Origin of the sequence: Aquimarina mycalae (assembly GCF_029906345.1) — a bacterium.
Lineage (GTDB): Bacteria > Bacteroidota > Bacteroidia > Flavobacteriales > Flavobacteriaceae > Aquimarina.
Window position 1 is genome coordinate 997,562 of sequence record NZ_JARYGY010000001.1, and the last position, 16,834, is coordinate 1,014,395.

Annotated in this window: 14 protein-coding genes; 7 read left to right on the forward strand and 7 right to left on the reverse strand. The window is 33.5% G+C overall.

Annotated elements, in window-relative coordinates:
* Positions 1–21: 21 nt before the first annotated feature.
* From QBK95_RS04455 to QBK95_RS04475, 5 genes are all read right to left on the reverse strand, one after another.
* Entirely contained in the window at positions 22–1,470 is a 1,449-nt protein-coding gene (locus QBK95_RS04455) for a DUF389 domain-containing protein (RefSeq protein WP_280930996.1), read from the reverse strand.
* A 5-nt stretch (positions 1,471–1,475) separates the two neighbouring features.
* Positions 1,476–2,552, reverse strand: coding sequence for a mannose-1-phosphate guanylyltransferase (locus QBK95_RS04460; RefSeq protein WP_280930998.1), 1,077 nt, complete (start codon positions 2,550–2,552; stop codon positions 1,476–1,478).
* 2 nt (positions 2,553–2,554) lie between these two features.
* Positions 2,555–3,151, reverse strand: a complete 597-nt coding sequence (locus QBK95_RS04465) for a SprT-like domain-containing protein (RefSeq protein WP_280931073.1) — start codon at positions 3,149–3,151, stop codon at positions 2,555–2,557.
* 68 nt (positions 3,152–3,219) lie between these two features.
* Complete coding sequence (locus tag QBK95_RS04470) at positions 3,220–4,935, reverse strand: vWA domain-containing protein (protein ID WP_280931001.1); 1,716 nt, start codon at positions 4,933–4,935, stop codon at positions 3,220–3,222.
* A 126-nt stretch (positions 4,936–5,061) separates the two neighbouring features.
* Positions 5,062–5,931, reverse strand: coding sequence for a DUF4349 domain-containing protein (locus QBK95_RS04475; RefSeq protein WP_280931002.1), 870 nt, complete (start codon positions 5,929–5,931; stop codon positions 5,062–5,064).
* 254 nt (positions 5,932–6,185) lie between these two features.
* Here QBK95_RS04475 and QBK95_RS04480 point away from each other — a divergent pair, with 254 nt between their 5' ends.
* From QBK95_RS04480 to QBK95_RS04490, 3 genes are all read left to right on the forward strand, one after another.
* On the forward strand, positions 6,186–6,971 hold the full coding sequence (locus QBK95_RS04480) for a hypothetical protein (RefSeq protein WP_280931004.1): 786 nt from the start codon (positions 6,186–6,188) through the stop codon (positions 6,969–6,971).
* Positions 6,968–7,441, forward strand: a complete 474-nt coding sequence (locus tag QBK95_RS04485; RefSeq protein WP_280931006.1) for a hypothetical protein — start codon at positions 6,968–6,970, stop codon at positions 7,439–7,441. The genes QBK95_RS04480 and QBK95_RS04485 overlap by 4 nt, the downstream gene beginning before the upstream one ends.
* A 198-nt stretch (positions 7,442–7,639) precedes the next feature.
* A complete protein-coding gene (locus QBK95_RS04490; RefSeq protein WP_280931008.1) occupies positions 7,640–8,023 on the forward strand; it encodes a hypothetical protein in 384 nt (127 codons plus the stop codon).
* Positions 8,024–8,048: 25 nt separating this feature from the next.
* Here the strand turns inward: QBK95_RS04490 and QBK95_RS04495 are convergent, their stop codons facing one another.
* Positions 8,049–8,774, reverse strand: a complete 726-nt coding sequence (locus QBK95_RS04495) for a copper homeostasis protein CutC (protein WP_280931010.1) — start codon at positions 8,772–8,774, stop codon at positions 8,049–8,051.
* Positions 8,771–11,095 carry a beta-N-acetylhexosaminidase gene (locus tag QBK95_RS04500; protein ID WP_280931012.1) on the reverse strand — a complete coding sequence of 775 codons (2,325 nt, stop codon included), beginning with the start codon at positions 11,093–11,095 and terminating at the stop codon, positions 8,771–8,773. Before QBK95_RS04500 ends, QBK95_RS04495 begins: the two co-directional genes overlap by 4 nt.
* A gap of 42 nt (positions 11,096–11,137) precedes the next feature.
* On the opposite strand from QBK95_RS04500, the gene QBK95_RS04505 reads away from it, so the two are divergent.
* From QBK95_RS04505 to QBK95_RS04520, 4 genes are read left to right on the forward strand one after another with little or no spacing between them, the layout of a single operon-like run.
* Positions 11,138–14,059 carry a GH92 family glycosyl hydrolase gene (locus tag QBK95_RS04505; RefSeq protein ID WP_280931014.1) on the forward strand — a complete coding sequence of 974 codons (2,922 nt, stop codon included), beginning with the start codon at positions 11,138–11,140 and terminating at the stop codon, positions 14,057–14,059.
* 3 nt (positions 14,060–14,062) lie between these two features.
* The gene (locus tag QBK95_RS04510; protein WP_280931016.1) at positions 14,063–15,070 is read left to right on the forward strand and encodes an isoaspartyl peptidase/L-asparaginase family protein; all 1,008 of its coding nucleotides are present in this window, start codon (positions 14,063–14,065) and stop codon (positions 15,068–15,070) included.
* 11 nt (positions 15,071–15,081) lie between these two features.
* On the forward strand, positions 15,082–16,398 hold the full coding sequence (locus tag QBK95_RS04515; protein ID WP_280931017.1) for a sugar MFS transporter: 1,317 nt from the start codon (positions 15,082–15,084) through the stop codon (positions 16,396–16,398).
* 2 nt (positions 16,399–16,400) lie between these two features.
* Complete coding sequence (locus tag QBK95_RS04520) at positions 16,401–16,793, forward strand: hypothetical protein (protein ID WP_280931019.1); 393 nt, start codon at positions 16,401–16,403, stop codon at positions 16,791–16,793.
* The last annotated feature ends 41 nt before the right edge of the window (positions 16,794–16,834 follow it).

Sequence of the window (16,834 nt, forward strand, 5' to 3'; positions counted from 1 at the left end):
CATTATTGATACATCATATTATCACTTAACCAACAATGTATCAGCTTTTAGCTCACCAGTAATCCATTCTCGTAAATCTTTATTTCTAAGATCATTAAGGCTATCAGATACCTGGAATTTCCATTCAGGGAAAATAACTTTTAATGTATCTACTTTTAAGAAATTGGATTGCAGGACTTCACCATACCCTAACTCAGATAAATCAGGAAAACGGATTTTAGCATCTTTAGCAATATTGTTATACGGTAAGATTTCTACAGGAATTACTTTCTGTGCCTCGGCCAATTGAGTTTCCATAAGGGCAAGTCTTATTTTTAGATCTTCGACTTTATCTAACAACGCTTCGTTCTCTGTTTCTAAACGGTTTATCTCTACAATATATCGATCATTGGCTTTAGAAATCTGCTCAATTCCTCTAGCTTTATTACCGCTAATTTTTAGCGTAAAATCTTTAATACTCTCATAATTCTTAAGCTCATTTTGCAAATCACTTACAGTTGCATCCGAGATTTCCCCGTCAAAATATAATTTAATAGTTTTATTCTCGTATTCATAAAACGGTTTCCTTAAATATAGACTTTCATTAGTTCCAATCTCATTCTCCATAAAACTTTTATAGTCACGTTCTGCATTGGTTTCATTTAAGATGATATAAAAGGTATAAATCGCAGGTATCATCATTACAATAGCTAGGATAGAAGCCATTCTAGCAATGAATTTTCTTTTTGCCGAATTTGCATAACGTAGCATTGGGAAACGTAACAATTTGGCCACAATAAAGGTAGATAACGCAATAAAAATAGCATTAATACTAAACAGGTACATCGCACCAATTGCATACTCTAAACGTAATACAGCAATACCATATCCCACAGTACACAAAGGAGGCATTAAGGCTGTTGCAATCGCTACTCCTGCAATGGCATTGGGCATAGTTCCCTTTTTGGATTTAGCAACGATCAACGCTAATCCTCCAGAAATTGCTACAAAAACATCCAAAATTGTTGGTGCTGTTCTAGATTCTAATTCGGGTGTAAGTGTTGTTAACGGAGATACCGCAAAATATAAGGTTGCAGTTAATACACTTAATCCAACCATTACTCCAAGATTAACAAAGGATCGCTTTAGTGTATCAATATCATTAATTGCAATAGAAAGGCCAACACCTACAATTGGTCCCATTAATGGAGAAATTAACATCGCACCAATCACTACAGCGGTAGAACTCACATTCAGTCCAATCGATGCTACAAACACTGAAAATATAAGAATCCAAGCAGTATGTCCCTTAAACGGGATATCGTTTTTAACATCTTCGATCGTCTGATCTCTATCTGTATCTGAGCGAATATCTAATAAACCAGAAAGAAATAATTTGATACTTACAAAAAGACCTTTGGCATCTCTTTTTACCGATTCTTTATTCTCTTCGTGATCTACATTAATTTGTTGGTTTGTATTCTCTTCCATTAGTATTATCCGTATTTTTCTCCGTAGGTATCTTTTACTTTTTTAAGCACTTGCTTAATATCCTGTTCTTTCTTTTTAGGATAAATCAACAACACTTCTTCTTTATCCACAATGATATAATCTTCCAACCCATCAACCACTACAATTTTATCTCCAGAAGTTCTTATCATGTTACCTGATGCATCTTCTGCCAATACTCTAGCATTCACTACTGCATTATTAGCTTCTGTTTTCTCTAGTTTATCATATAATGATCCCCAAGTTCCTAAATCGTTCCAATCAAAGGTGGCTGGAAGTACAAATACATTTTTTGCTTTCTCTAAAATAGCATAATCTATAGATATATTTTCTGCAAGCGGATAATTTTTAGCTATAAAATCGTTTTCCTGCTCTGTATTATAGACAAGTGACCCTTTTTCGAATAAAGCAGTCATTTCTTTCTGGAAAGATGCAAAAGCGTTCACGATACTTTGTACACTCCAAATAAAAATCCCAGCATTCCAGAGATAATTACCTTGGTCCAAGAACCGCTTAGCGGTTTCATAATTAGGTTTTTCTGTAAACTGAGCTACTTTTTTTATAGCATTCGTTTCTTTATTGTATTGTATATACCCATAGCCCGTATTCGGAAATGTAGGTTGGATCCCCAAAGTCATCAATATATCTTGTTTGAAGCAAGCCTCAAAACTCAATTTTAAATTTGCAGTGAATGCATCTTCATCTTCAATCCAGTGGTCACTTGGTGCTACTACCATCACCGCATCTGGGTTTTCTTTTTGAATTTTTAATGCAGCATATAAGATACAAGGAGCTGTATTGCGCATGGCTGGTTCAGTAACTACTTGTCGTTGTTCGGCTTCTGGCAGTTGTGCTAACACCAAATCATTATATCGTTCATTAGTGAGTATAAATATATTCTCCGTTGGGATAATTTTTGCTAACCTATTAAAGGTACGTTGAATCAGAGTTTCTCCAGTTCCCAGCATATCGTGGAATTGTTTCGGAAATTCTGTTGTACTTACAGGCCAAAATCTTGATCCGACTCCTCCTGCCATCAAGATGGCATAATAATTTTTGTCCATAATTAATTTAGTAATTCGACTTCAGCATTGGGGTTAAATAGATATATTCTACCCGTACTTAATTCGACACATTCATAACGCTTCACGCGTTTATTTCCTCTTTGAAATATTTTCCCATTATACAATCTAAACCTACTTCCTAAAGGTACTTCAAAGATATAATTTTTATCATTCTCTGGATCATATTGTTTTAGTGCTAAGGATAGTTTTGCATCTGTATCACTACTTGCTCTTGGGTTCTTAAAATGATTGGCAATCACAGGCAGTAATTTGGAAGGAAAAACATCAGGGTTTATAAAAGGCAACATCAACTGTTGAAACGTTCGCTTCCACTCTATTCCATGAGGTTTGATATATCGACCATGTTTCTCAAAAGCGACCAAATGTGCTATTTCATGGATTAAGGTAATCAAGAATCTGTAAGTATTTAAAGATGCATTGACTGTAATCTGATGCCTCCCATCTGGCATTTTTCTATAATCACCATGACGAGTAACACGTTCATTTACAATTTTGAGATGAACATTGCATCTCACAATCAGATCAAATGCAGGTTCTAATGCTCGTTCAGGGATGTATCTTGCCAAGATTTCCTTCATTGCCGCAAAATACAAAAATAAGCGCATCGGTGTGATGCGCTTAGTAAAGAATTCTGATTTAAGGAAATTTATTCAATTACTTCATAACTGTTCATTAATCGCACAAACTCTGCTCTATATCCTTCTTCATCTTGACCTTTATTATTTTTAGCCAAAGCAACAATATCCTGAATATTGTGGTTCTGCAAGTATTTTGAATTCTTCAATTTCATTCCAAACCAGGCAACAGAAGCTGCAAATTTAAAATCAGTAGATGTTTCTCTATCATTATCTGTTTTAAACACATGTGTCATTTCGATGCTGCGATTTTCTTTTGGTTTTTTATATCTAAATTTCACAGTTAGTAACTCATCTCCATATGCTTCTTTCACCTTTTTCTGCACATATTTAAGATCAGAAATTTCTTTTAAATATTCACTTTGTACTCCTGTAGGTATTACTTCATACAGTGCTGTAACGGTATGACCACTACCTAATTCTCCTGCATCTTTAGTGTCATCTATAAAATCTTCATCCTGTAATAAACGATTTTCATAGCCTATCAATCGATATGCTTGCACTTTGGCTGGGTTAAACTCTACTTGAATTTTCACATCCTTAGCAATCGTATATAATGTACCTCCAAACTCGGTTCCTAATACACGTTGTGCTTCTTGCATAGAATCTATATATGCGTGATTGCCGTTACCCGTATCTGCAAGAACTTCTAATTTGCTGTCTTTATAATTGCCCATACCAAAACCTAAACAAGTAAGAAACACCCCTGATTCTCTTTTTTCTTCAATTAATTTCTTCATTCCTTTATCACTACTTACACCTACATTAAAATCGCCATCTGTTGCTAAAATCACTCGATTATTTCCATGCTTGATAAAGTTTTCTTCTGCGATCTTATATGCGAGTTTAATTCCTTCTCCTCCTGCTGTAGAACCTCCAGATTTTAAACTCTCCAAAGCCTGAATAATCTTATGTTCATTTTTCCCTTTTGTCGGTTTTAATACTACTCCTGCTGCACCTGCATATACTACAATAGATATTTTATCTTTTTCTCTTAATTGAGCTACCAAAAGCTTAAAAGCTTTTTTCAATAATGGTAGTTTATTGATATCATTCATAGACCCAGAAACATCAATCAAGAATACCAGATTAGATGCGGGAAAACTTTCTGCAGGTATTTCTTTTCCTTTCAAACCTATTTTCACTAACTGCGTTTCATTATTCCACGGGTTACTACCAGATTCTGTATGAATTGCAAAAGGATGTTGATCTAAAGGCTCTTTATAATCGTACTTGAAATAATTTATCATTTCTTCGAGTTTTACCGCATTTTCTGGGACTCTTTGTCCATTGTTAAGCATTCTTCTAATATTACTATAGGATGCCTTATCTACATCAATAGAAAAAGTTGATAGCGGCGCTAGACTTACTCTCTTAAAATCGTTCTCTATTACTTCTTTATATGATTCACCACCTGTTTCGCTAATAAAACCAGGAACAGTTTCGGCTACCATTTGATCTTCTAATACTTCAAACTCAAGTGCAATAGGTTCTGGGGCTTCAATCTCTTCAACAATGAACTCCTCTATTACAGGCTCCTCATTTACATCGGTTATTTCAGGTTCTGCAGGTTCTGTTTCATCTTCTGAAATAATTACGTTTTGCTCTTTTGTAGTATCACTTACTACAGTAATTGGCGTTTTTGTTTTTGGATCACACGAAGTGATCAACAAAGTGGATAATCCTATAATCCACAAGCTGCTTTTTTTAATACTCATTGTTTTCATACTATTTAGTTTTGTTACACTAAACACTGGAACAAACATAATACCACAATAGTGTTTGGGATAGATAATAATATCATCCAACCTGTTTTGTCCAGAATGTTTTAGTTGTTTTTAAAAAATATCAGGTTATTTTCTAATCCATTTGAAATAAATAAAAACCACCGTTCCTAATAGCAGTAATGGCCAAACATAGAATAGAATTAAAAATAAGTTTTGTAAAAGATTCCATCCAAAAGATAATCCATCAGTTGCTTTATCGGTAAAACTTTTTACATACTTCTGAGGTTCATCTTTAGGAACAACTGTTTCGTAGATATCTAATTGAATAGTACTATACGACACCTTATTAGACATATAATTCAATCTCCCTTGTGCAGCTTCTATTTCTTCTTGAAGCTCTCTCAATTTATCTTCTGCCAGCAGCACATCTTCTACACTTTTGGCTTTGGTTCTAAGAATCGTTTCATAACGCTCCTTTACTTCTAATTTTGTTTTTAATCTAGAACTTATATCTACATATTCCTCTGTTACATCTACCGTAGATATATTTTTATGATCTATAAATTGAGCCAATCCACAAATACTATCTAATACCATATCAAAATTGTCACGAGGAACTCTAATAGTAAATCTATTTTCCTTAGAATAATTGGTATTCATAAAACGTTCATCTGCGATATAACCGTTAAATCTTGCAGCTATCTTTTTTGATGCTCTTGTGGCCTTTTCTACACTTTCAACTTTAATACGACAACTCGCATTTTTAATTATTTTAATGCTTTCTTTTATGACTTCCTTTTTATCATCTATATCTGTTATTTCTGCTTCGTTTTTTATTTCTAGCGCATTTAGGCTTGGAGTTTCACCAGTTTCTTTCATGACAATATCCTCAGACATATTGGTATATCCTTCTTCGGCTTGCGAACAAGAAAAGCTAAGTAGTATACCACCTATTACAATAGTGTTTCCAATTAATTTTAAAATGTTTGTTTTCATATTTATTGTTTTTACCTTGTTAAACTGAAAACAAACATAGTATCAGAAAAACGTGTACTATTGTACAACGTTTGTAAAAGTTTTGTAAATCATTTTACAAATTTTAAATAATTAATAATCAGTATTTTATAATTATTAAATCTGAAGAAAACATAGTATTCTCCTCTCTTAAAAAAGCCGTTACCCAACAGTTTTTAAAAGAAAACACTGCCTCGAGCGATGATATTTCTGCTTGGAAAGGACAGGATATTATTTTGTTTCAGGAAGATTTACAAAACAAGGTAAAAGGAAGTATCAGTGAAAAATCTTTCTATAGTTACTTTAAAAACGATTCAGAAAAACTTCCACGAATAGATATTCTTCATCTGCTTTCAGAATATTGTGGTTATAAAAACTGGAATGATTTTAAAGCTTCAAATACCGAAAAGATAAGTCAGAAAAAAAATCCATTTGCAATCAAATGGATTGGCATAGTATTGATTGGTATTCTATGCATCAGTTCTGCGTATTTCTTTATACCCAAAGCGCACGCATTTACCTTTTGTTTTATTGATCAGGATAGAAATCAACCTATTATTAAAACCCCTATTGACATCATTATCCTTAACAATAAACAATCTCCGTTTTATGCCAAAAGTGACAGTTTAGGCTGCTTTAGTTGGAAAACAAAAGATGATTTTATTCATTTTGTTATCAAATCCCCTTATCATAAAACAGATACGATTTTTAGAACGGTTTCATCAATCACTAATGAACCTATACAAGTTAGTACCAATGATTATGCATTAATGCTACATTATTATGCCAATGGAAATATTGAAGATTGGAAAAACAGAAAAAATGAATTAACCAGAATGATTGCAAAAGATGCAATTATTTTTCAGGTACTACCATCTGGTTTAGGTATAGAAGTATATTCTAAAAACGAATTCATTAATAAACTTACAACTCCTACAAACAGCTTAAAAAACATAGAGATTATTGAATCTAAAAGACATAAAGAACAAATTGTTAAACTTAAATTCCGTGTAAAGTCATGAAACAGTTTGTATTCGTTATATCATTGTTTTTGATTCTAAGTTGTGCTAACAATGCCTCTATGAATAAGGAAGCAGAGTCGGTTACATCTGCAGACGTATTTTTAGAAGAAGAATTTGCTCCTATAGCTATAGAGGATGCTTATGCCGTGTTAATTTCAGAAAAATTACAAGATTATCTGGACACACAAATATTAGAAAAACAACACCCTGAATTCAAAATTAAAGGAGGTATTTCAGAATTATTTACTACTAAAGATGCAAAAGAGATTCAACAAGTACAATTCATAGGGCAACCAGAAATTGTTTCGGATTCTATAACTAAATTAAAAACCTTAGTACGTTTTGCTAACACAAAAACCGATACTATTATTTCTTATATCAAAACCTCATCTACAATCATCGATGGTGTCAAGTTTAAGACCTCTAAAACCACTTTCGAAAAGGTTAAATCTTCAAAAACAACACATTAGAACGAGGTAATTTAACATAAATTTTACGGGATTTCATCCTTACAACGAATACAAAACCATAGTGATTTAGGTTTTTTGACGAAAAAAAATTAACATTTATCGAGTATTTGGACATTTTAACCTATTGTTAATCAATAATTAATATTTTTGAAACCCAAATTTTTAACATTTCATAAAGAAAACTCAACAACTATCGTCATGAAAGCTTTTACAATTTTACTATTACTTTTTATTTGTACTACAGGTATCGCACAACCTCAAGTTGAAGAACAGGATCCACAAGAGAAATTAAAACTAGTCGAAGAAGAACTAGAGAAAATAAATAAAAAGTTAGAAATATTAGCAGAAGAAAGAGCAATTCTTTTACAACAAGAACTTAATCTTAGTAATTATGCCAGTGATCGTATCAAAAAAGTAATTATAAAGTATTCTATCAAAGCTAATAAAGTAATTCAGTCTAATGCTTCTGCAAACGAAAAAACTAAAGATTTAAGTAATATAGTTTATTTTCAAAACGAGGAGTTTAAGAAAGTACTAACTGTACACCAGTTTTACAAATACCTGAAGCTTACTGATATTTAAAATAACCTGATTAACTTATAACAAGTTATTGATCTAAAAGGTTTTTGATTTCTACAATCTTATCATAGTTCGATATAGCTACTGTAGTTTCATCAGAAAACCGAACACTATTCATAGTAATTTTTGGGGTATCGATTACCTGTTTTAAAGAAGTTGCAGAAAAATGAATTTCTTTAAAACCCGCTTCTTTAAACACTGTTGCATTTTCTGCATTAATTCCTCCACCTGGCATGATGATCATATTTTGTTTTGATTGTTCTAATGCATTTTTAAGCAACTCTATTCCTTCTATTGCGGCTATTTCTTGTCCTGAAGTTAATATCCTTTCTACTCCAATAGCTATTAGTTGTTTTAAAGAATCTAATGGTTTAGGTGCCCAATCAAAAGCTCGATGAAAAGTAAATGACATTGGTTTAGAAATGGTTATCAATTCTTTTGTTCTGACAGTATCAATAGTATTATCACTCATTAAAATACCAGAAACGATACCTTTGCAACCGACACTTTTACAATATTCAATATCCTTCTTTATCACATCAAACTCATCTGATGTGTAGGTGAAGTTACCACTTCTTGGTCTAATCAATACAAAGACTGGTATGCTTAGTTCTTGAACTACTTTTTCAATCAATCCATGGGATGGTGTAATTCCTCCAACAGCTAATTCTACACATAATTCTATACGATCCGCTCCTGCTCTTTCTGCATTTATTGCTGATTGATACGAGTTTGCACAAATTTCTATCTTCATTCTACTACTATTTCATCTATAAAAGTCCAAGCTTGATTTCCCGCACCTTGTAACCCATCTGGTATCAATCCATATTTTCTTATATCCAATTTAACATATCTGGCTTTTTCTCCTCCATAATTCTGAGTAACCTGTGTGGTTAATTTTGTATCCTTTAGAAATAGTTGTTCTAGTCCTTTTTCAAAAAGGTTTTCCATATCCTCATTCAACAATGAGATTTTTACTCCTTCTGGTCTATAAATCCATTGCCCATTTGCTTCAAAAAAACGGGTAGATACTTTATGTATTTCCGTTTCTTTACCCAGATCGATCAAGATTTCTAAGTCATCACCCCAAAAGCCTAACCATTCTTTATCTCCAAAACGAGTATTGTTTCCACTTATACTATTGATTAGTGCTTTTTTTCCACCTGCACTATATGCTTTATGAGGTTCGACATTGAGCGTTATTTCTGCGCCAACCGCCTTATGATAATTCAATTCTTGAGCAAAGACATTTCCTAACAACTTATCATTATCAAACACGCCAGCTTTGACATTCATATCACTTTGGATTGATAGCGGTTTATCGTATACTTCAGAAGAACCAACAGGATCACTACCATCTAATGTATATCGAATAGTATTATCATTCATCAAGGTTTCTAAACTATAAAGAAGTTGCTCGTTTTTATTTTTCAGATTTCCATGAATCTCATACAAATGATTTGCATAATTCACATCCAAAACGTCCAGTCTATTTTGAAAATTTGCTAATCTAGATACAAAATCAACATAATTTTTATTTTTATCTGTTGACCATATTACTTCACTCAACGCTATTGCCCTAGGAAAAGCCATATATTCTACTTGTTTATATGTAGGCATATATTCTGTCCAAACATTTCCTTGCGCACCTAAGACATGTTTTTCTTCTGTAGCATCCATTCCTTCTGGAATTGGGTTAAAGCTATACACTTTTTCTAAAGGCAAAAACCCACCAATTGCTAATGGTTCATTTTCATTATCACTTTGATAGTAATCAAAATAGCAATTTGAGGTTGGCGAAAGTATCAAATCATGACCATCCTTTGCTGCTTGAACTGCTCCATCAGTTCCTCTCCAAAACATTACTGTAGCGTTAGGAGCAAGTCCGCCTTCTAGTATTTCATCCCAACCAATAATCTGCTTTCCTTTGCTATTAATATATTTTTCCATTCTAGCTATGAAATAGCTTTGCAATCCATGTTCATCTTTAAGCTCTTTTTCTTGTATCAGTTGCTGACAATGATTACAGGATTTCCATTTTGTTTTTGGTGCTTCATCACCACCGATATGTATATATTTCCCAGGAAACAAATCAACTACCTCATCTAATACATCTTCTAAAAAAGCAAAGGTTTTTTGATTAGGACAATACACCTCATCAAAAACACCCCACTTAGTGGCAACCTCTACCTTAGTACCCGAACATCCTAATTCTGGATATGCAGCGATTGCCGCCTGAGAGTGTCCTGGCATTTCAATTTCAGGGATAACGGTAATATTTCTTGAAGTAGCAAACGCTACAATTTCTTTAATTTCTTCTTGAGTATAAAAACCACCATAGCGTTTACCATCAAACTGATGCGGTTGATCGTTATAATGCCCTACTAATGTCTCTTTACGATATGCTCCAATTTCAGTGAGTTTGGGATATTTCTTTATTTCAATACGCCAGCCTTGATCTTCTGTAAGATGCCAATGAAATGTATTCATCTTAAGCATTGCAAGCATTTCTATATATTTTTTAATTGCTGAAACGCTAAAAAAATGTCTTCCAACATCCAGATGCATTCCGCGATAAGAAAACCTGGGAGCATCTAAAACCGTCATTGCTTTAATCGCAAACCCTTTTTCTGTACAAGAGCCATTTTCAAAACATTCGGGTAATAATTGCCGTAATGTCTGTACAGCATAAAAAGCTCCTTTTTCGGTACTTGATTGTATTTTTATATTCTTTTTTGAAATAAAAAGTCGATACGCCTCTTCATTCACCATCGTTTCATCTTTCTCCAAGATGATACTATTCTCTTCTATATTTTTACGTAACTGTAAAGAACTTCCTCCTCCTTTTTGTATGAATGCACTAAAGTACTTTGCAGTTTCCTGTAAACCTTCATCATATCGCAGCGTTGTTTCTTCATTCAGTATAAAAACACCATCTTCTATTTCTTGATGAAAAGGAACTGGAATGATTTGCGGTGTAATCGCTACTATTTTCTCTTTTTTACATCCCAAACATAAAAGCAACAACAGTATTCCGCAAACCCTTATGATATTATTACATAATTTAATTATCATTTTTACTACATTAGAAGTTTAAAAATAACTATCTATTTTTACATGAGAGCATTATGCACCGTATTTACAGTTTTAATCGTTTCTGGATTCTATTCTTGTAAAAAGGAAATTAACACAAAAGTTGCTCAAAACAGCACTCCTCTTACCTCATATGTAAACCCTTTTATTGGAACTGGAGGACATGGACATACGTATCCTGGTGCAAGCATGCCGTTCGGTATGATGCAATTAAGTCCTGATACTCGTTTAGATGGTTGGGATGGCTGTTCTGGATATCATTATAGTGATTCTTATATTTATGGTTTTTCTCACACTCATCTAAGTGGTACTGGAGTTTCTGATTATGGAGATATCTTATTAATGCCAACTAACGAAATACACTTCAATAATGGAGCTGACGGAAAAAAAGGGTATCGTGCCCATTTCTCTCATGATAATGAAGAAGCATCTCCTGGATATTATAAGGTGCATCTTGATTCTACTAATATTGAGGTAGCATTAACTGTTACCCAAAGAGCTGGAATGCATAAATATGTTTTTCCTAATAGAGAAAGACAAATTGTAATACTAGATTTAGCCCATAGAGATCAGGTTCTGGATCATGCAATACAATTAGTATCAGATACAGAAATTAAAGGATATAGACACTCTAAAGCTTGGGCTGAGAAACAATTGCTATATTATCATATTAAATTTTCTAAACCAGTTAAGAATACACAATCTACAGAAGATGGAAAAAAAATGGCTTTCGAATTTGATAATACCACAAACGATCCCATCTACGTTTCTGTCGGTATTTCGGCAGTAGATGAAAAAGGAGCTCTAAAAAACTTAGAAAAAGAAATAGGATCTAAGACATTTGATCAAGTAAAAAAAGATGCTGAAGATACTTGGGAAAATCAACTGCGTAAAATTGTAATTGAAAGCACTAACAACGATTACAAAACTAATTTTTACACCTCGTTGTACCATTCCATGCTTGCTCCAAACATGTATCAAGATGTCGATGGCAGGTATAGAGGAATGGATCTAAAAATTCATCAAAACGCTAACTTCGATTACTATTCGGTATTCTCACTTTGGGATACCTATAGAGCTACACATCCATTATATACGATTATTGAACAAGACAGAACCAATGATTTTATTAATACATTTCTTGCTAAATATGATGAAGGTGGCATTATGCCAATATGGGATTTGGCTGGTAACTATACACATTGTATGATTGGATATCACGCAGTTCCAGTAATCGCAGATGCATATTTAAAAGGAATAAAAGGGTATGATGCAGAAAAAGCTTTTGAAGCTATGAAGTATAGTGCCACCAGAGATAAATTAGGATTACAGTCTTACAAAAACTTTGGGTACATTCCTGTAGAAGAAGAAAGTGAGTCTGTTTCTAAAACTTTAGAATATGCTTATGATGATTGGACAATAGCCCAAATGGCAAAAGCGCTTAATAAACCTGAAGATGTAAAAGAATTTACAAAGAGAGCACAGTATTATAAAAATGTATTTGATCCTTCTACAAAATTTATGCGTGGTAGATATCGAAACACATGGTTTTCTCCATTTGATCCTTATGAGGTGAATTTTAATTATACCGAAGCTAATTCCTGGCAATACAGCTTTTATGTCCCTCAGGATATCAGTGGTTTTATAACCTTATTAGGCGGTAAAAAAACATTAGAAAAACAATTAGATACGCTCTTCTCTGCAAACAGTAATACTTCTGGATCACACCAAGTTGATATCACAGGTCTTATCGGACAATATGCACATGGAAATGAACCAAGTCATCATATGGGGTATCTTTATAATTATGTAAACAAACCTCATAAAACTCAAGAAAAAATTCATCAAATTCTCACCGAATTATATACTAATACTCCAGACGGAATCTCAGGAAATGAAGATTGTGGACAGATGAGTGCTTGGTATATATTTAGCAGTCTCGGTTTTTATCCAGTAACTCCTGGATCTAATGACTATATCATTGGAACTCCTCTTTTTGACAAAGCCACAATACATCTTGAAAACGGAAAAGAGTTTACTATTATAGCCAATAACCTATCTAAGGAAAACAAATATATAGCTTCGGCTCAATTAAATGATATGCCACATTTTTTCTCTTATCTTCAACATGATGATATTATGAAAGGAGGAACATTAGTTTTTGAAATGACCAATACTCCATCTAATTGGGCTACAAAAGATGAGCACATCCCTAGCACTGCCATTACAGATCATATCATTATTACACCTCCTTTTATTGCTGAAGGAGAAATTGCTTTCAAAGAAAAAACAACTATTACGCTACAAAATGTAGATTCAAATACAATTATTTATTATACTCTGAACGATTCTGTATTCAAAAAATATAATGAGCCCATAGAAATCTCTTCTCCACTAACATTAAAAACATATGCATCACTAAATAATATTAAAAGTGCTGTAATTGCTACAGAGTTTTTTAAGATAGATGCTAATCTTTCTATCCAATTAAAGAACGAATATGCAAATAGATATAATGGTGGAGGACCCAATGCATTAATCAATGGCATTAAAGGAACCACAGATTATCGATCAGGATCTTGGCAGGGTTTCCACGATAGAGATGTAATTGCAACCATTGATTTGGGAAGCGCTAAAGAAATTAATACGGTTGCTATAGGTTTTCTGGAAGATCAACGTAGTTGGATATTCTATCCTACCAAGGTGGAAATTTGGGTTTCTGATGATGGTCAACAATGGAAATCAATATCAAAAAATGAAATTGAACAAGAACCAACTCCTAATGAAACACCTAGTATCAAAATAGTCGAAAGAAAATTCGAAAAACGAAAAGCGCGTTACGTAAAGATTCAGGCTAAAACCGTGGGAGTAATTCCTTCTTGGCATATAGGAAGTGCTCATGATGGGAGGGCATGGATTTTTGCGGATGAAATAATTATAAAATAGTTTATGAAGAGACGCCAATTTATTCAAAATACAGCACTTACTAGTGTTGGATTAACCGTAGGATCTACAATTATAGGCTGTAAAGAAAACCAAGATCAATCGGTAGCACAAGAAAAAAACACATCTATGAACAGTACTAACCCATCTCCTATAGCCATCTGTACTTGGCGATTTACAAAAGCAAACGCCGCAGCTGGTGAAGCATTAGCAGCTGGAAAACCAGCACTCGACGCAGTTATTGAAGGAGTTGCCATCGAAGAAGAAAACTTAAAGAATACAACTGTTGGGAAAGGTGGCGCCCCAGATAGAGAAGGAAATGTAACACTGGATGCCTGTGTAATGAACTCTGATGGTGATTGTGGTGCTGTAGTTTGTGTAGAAAACATTACGAATGTTGCAGCATTAGCCAGAAAAGTTATGGAAGAAACTCCTCATGTTATCTTAGCAGGAGAAGGTGCAGAGGAATTTGGGTATCGACAGGGTTTCAAAAAAGAAAATCTTCTTACAGATGCTTCTAAATTAGCTTGGGAAACCTGGAAAAAATCTCCCGAATATAAACCTATCATAAATATCGAAAATCATGATACCATCGGTATGCTAGCTATTGATACTAATGGAGATATTGCTGGTGCTTGTACCACTTCTGGATTGTCATATAAAATGAAAGGTCGTGTCGGAGATTCTCCAATTATAGGATCAGGATTATTTATTGATAACGAAATTGGTGGAGCAGTAGCGACTGGAATGGGAGAAGAAGTTTTAAAAACTGTGGGGAGCTTCCTAATTGTAGAACTGATGCGAAATGGAATGAGTCCGCAAAAAGCTTGCGAAGAAGCTATTCGTAGGATTGTTACGAAAAATGATCGCTATAAAGATTTTCAGATTGCATATATTGCTATGAATAAATCAGGAGAAGTAGGTCATTATTGTATTCATGAAGGTTTTTCGATTATGCAATATCAAGACGGAAATAATAAGAACATTCCAACAAGTTTTTACAATAAAGCATAAATTATTTTATCATGAATCAATCAAAGTCTTATCGCAGTGCTTTTATCATCATTACTATACTATTTTTTTTATGGGGTTTTATTACTGTATTAGTAGATTCTTTAATCCCTCGGTTGCGTGATGTATTCGAACTCTCTTATTTTCAAGCTGGATTGGTTCAATTTGCATTTTTTACCGCATTCTTTGTATTATCGGTACCAGCAGGATTTATTTTATCCAAAATTGGATATAAAAAAGGAATCATAGTAGGGCTCACCACTATGGCGATAGGATGTTTATTGTTTTATCCAGCATCTGCATATCGTTTCTTTAGTGTGTTTTTATTAGGATATTTTACACTAGCTGGCGGCATTACTATTTTGCAAGTGGCTGCGAACCCTTATGTTGCTTTATTAGGAAATGAAAATGGAGCAGCCAGTCGTCTTAACTTATCTCAAGCCTTTAATTCTCTAGGTACGGCTATTGCCCCTATTGTAGGAGCTATATTTTTGTTGAGTGATACCGTAAAATCATCCGAAGAAATTCTAACATTAACAGATACTCAAAAAGAAGCATATTATACTGCCGAAGCAGCTACCGTACAAATTCCTTTTTTAGCGATCGCAGGTTTTATTTTATTACTGGCTATACTATTTAGGTTTATTAAGCTACCTGCTTTAATGAAAGAAAGTCCAAAAGATGGATATGGTAGGCTGTTACGAAATAAAATAATGCTCTTGGGTGCACTAGGAATATTTGTATATGTAGGAGCAGAAGTAGCTATTGGTAGTTATTTAGTTAATTACTTCTTGGATATGCAATTGGTAGAAGTGATCAAAAACACTCCTTTTATGCGCACACTATGCGAACGGATCTTAAATTCTGATCTTACAACGATGGACGGCAAAGCTATTGTGGGAGCCTTTGTTGTTTTCTATTGGTCTGGAGCTATGATCGGTCGATTTATTGGTGCGTATCTCACGAAGATTATGTCTCCTGGAAAGGTATTAAGCATTTTTGCTGGACTAGCAATTACGATGCTTTTAATATCCATGAATACGAATGGATTGATTGCTATGTGGTCAATTCTGGCTGTAGGGTTATTCAATTCAATTATGTTTCCAACCATATTTACCCTTGCGTTAGATGGACTGGGAGATTTAAAGCCTCAAGCTTCAGGTTTATTATGTATGGCGATTGTAGGTGGTGCATTAATACCTCCTTTCTATGGCTTTCTAACTGATAATATTGGTTTTAAAATGGCTTTACTTTTAGTAATAGTATGTTATGGATATATTTTATGCTACGGATGGTTGAAAAATAAAAAAACATCGGATATCAATCTTTGATAATGATGAATGTAAAGGCCAAATCCTTTTTTTTGATAGATGGAATCGGAGCGTTGATATCTGCTATATTACTAGGAGTTGTATTTATTCGATTTCAAAGTAGTATAGGGCTTCCTGAAACTACTTTATATTTTCTAACCACATTTCCCTGTATTTTTATAGTATATGATATCTATTGCTATTTTTATTTAGATAAAAGTCATAGCTTTTTTCTAAAGATCATCGGTGTTTCGAATCTCTTGTATAGTTTAATTTCTGTAGTTATATTATTTGTTCATTTTCAAAAACTGACTCGTTTGGGATTACTTTATTTTTTACTTGAAATAGCAGTGATTCTTATTCTTGTATATTTAGAATTAAAAGTTGCGTATCATCTAAATCGTAAAAACACTTAACATATTTTATACTTTTTGGAGATAAAAATCATGGATCAGCA

Excerpts from the sequence above, each read along its gene's own strand:
- QBK95_RS04455 (WP_280930996.1), bottom strand. The coding sequence starts at position 1,470 with ATGGAAGAGAATACAAACCAACAAATTAATGTAGATCACGAAGAGAAT.
- QBK95_RS04460 (WP_280930998.1), bottom strand. The coding sequence starts at position 2,552 with ATGGACAAAAATTATTATGCCATCTTGATGGCAGGAGGAGTCGGATCA.
- QBK95_RS04465 (WP_280931073.1), bottom strand. The coding sequence starts at position 3,151 with ATGAAGGAAATCTTGGCAAGATACATCCCTGAACGAGCATTAGAACCT.
- QBK95_RS04470 (WP_280931001.1), bottom strand. The coding sequence starts at position 4,935 with ATGAAAACAATGAGTATTAAAAAAAGCAGCTTGTGGATTATAGGATTA.
- QBK95_RS04475 (WP_280931002.1), bottom strand. The coding sequence starts at position 5,931 with ATGAAAACAAACATTTTAAAATTAATTGGAAACACTATTGTAATAGGT.
- QBK95_RS04485 (WP_280931006.1), top strand. The coding sequence starts at position 6,968 with ATGAAACAGTTTGTATTCGTTATATCATTGTTTTTGATTCTAAGTTGT.
- QBK95_RS04490 (WP_280931008.1), top strand. The coding sequence starts at position 7,640 with ATGAAAGCTTTTACAATTTTACTATTACTTTTTATTTGTACTACAGGT.
- QBK95_RS04495 (WP_280931010.1), bottom strand. The coding sequence starts at position 8,774 with ATGAAGATAGAAATTTGTGCAAACTCGTATCAATCAGCAATAAATGCA.
- QBK95_RS04500 (WP_280931012.1), bottom strand. The coding sequence starts at position 11,095 with ATGATAATTAAATTATGTAATAATATCATAAGGGTTTGCGGAATACTG.
- QBK95_RS04505 (WP_280931014.1), top strand. The coding sequence starts at position 11,138 with ATGAGAGCATTATGCACCGTATTTACAGTTTTAATCGTTTCTGGATTC.
- QBK95_RS04510 (WP_280931016.1), top strand. The coding sequence starts at position 14,063 with ATGAAGAGACGCCAATTTATTCAAAATACAGCACTTACTAGTGTTGGA.
- QBK95_RS04515 (WP_280931017.1), top strand. The coding sequence starts at position 15,082 with ATGAATCAATCAAAGTCTTATCGCAGTGCTTTTATCATCATTACTATA.
- QBK95_RS04520 (WP_280931019.1), top strand. The coding sequence starts at position 16,401 with ATGATGAATGTAAAGGCCAAATCCTTTTTTTTGATAGATGGAATCGGA.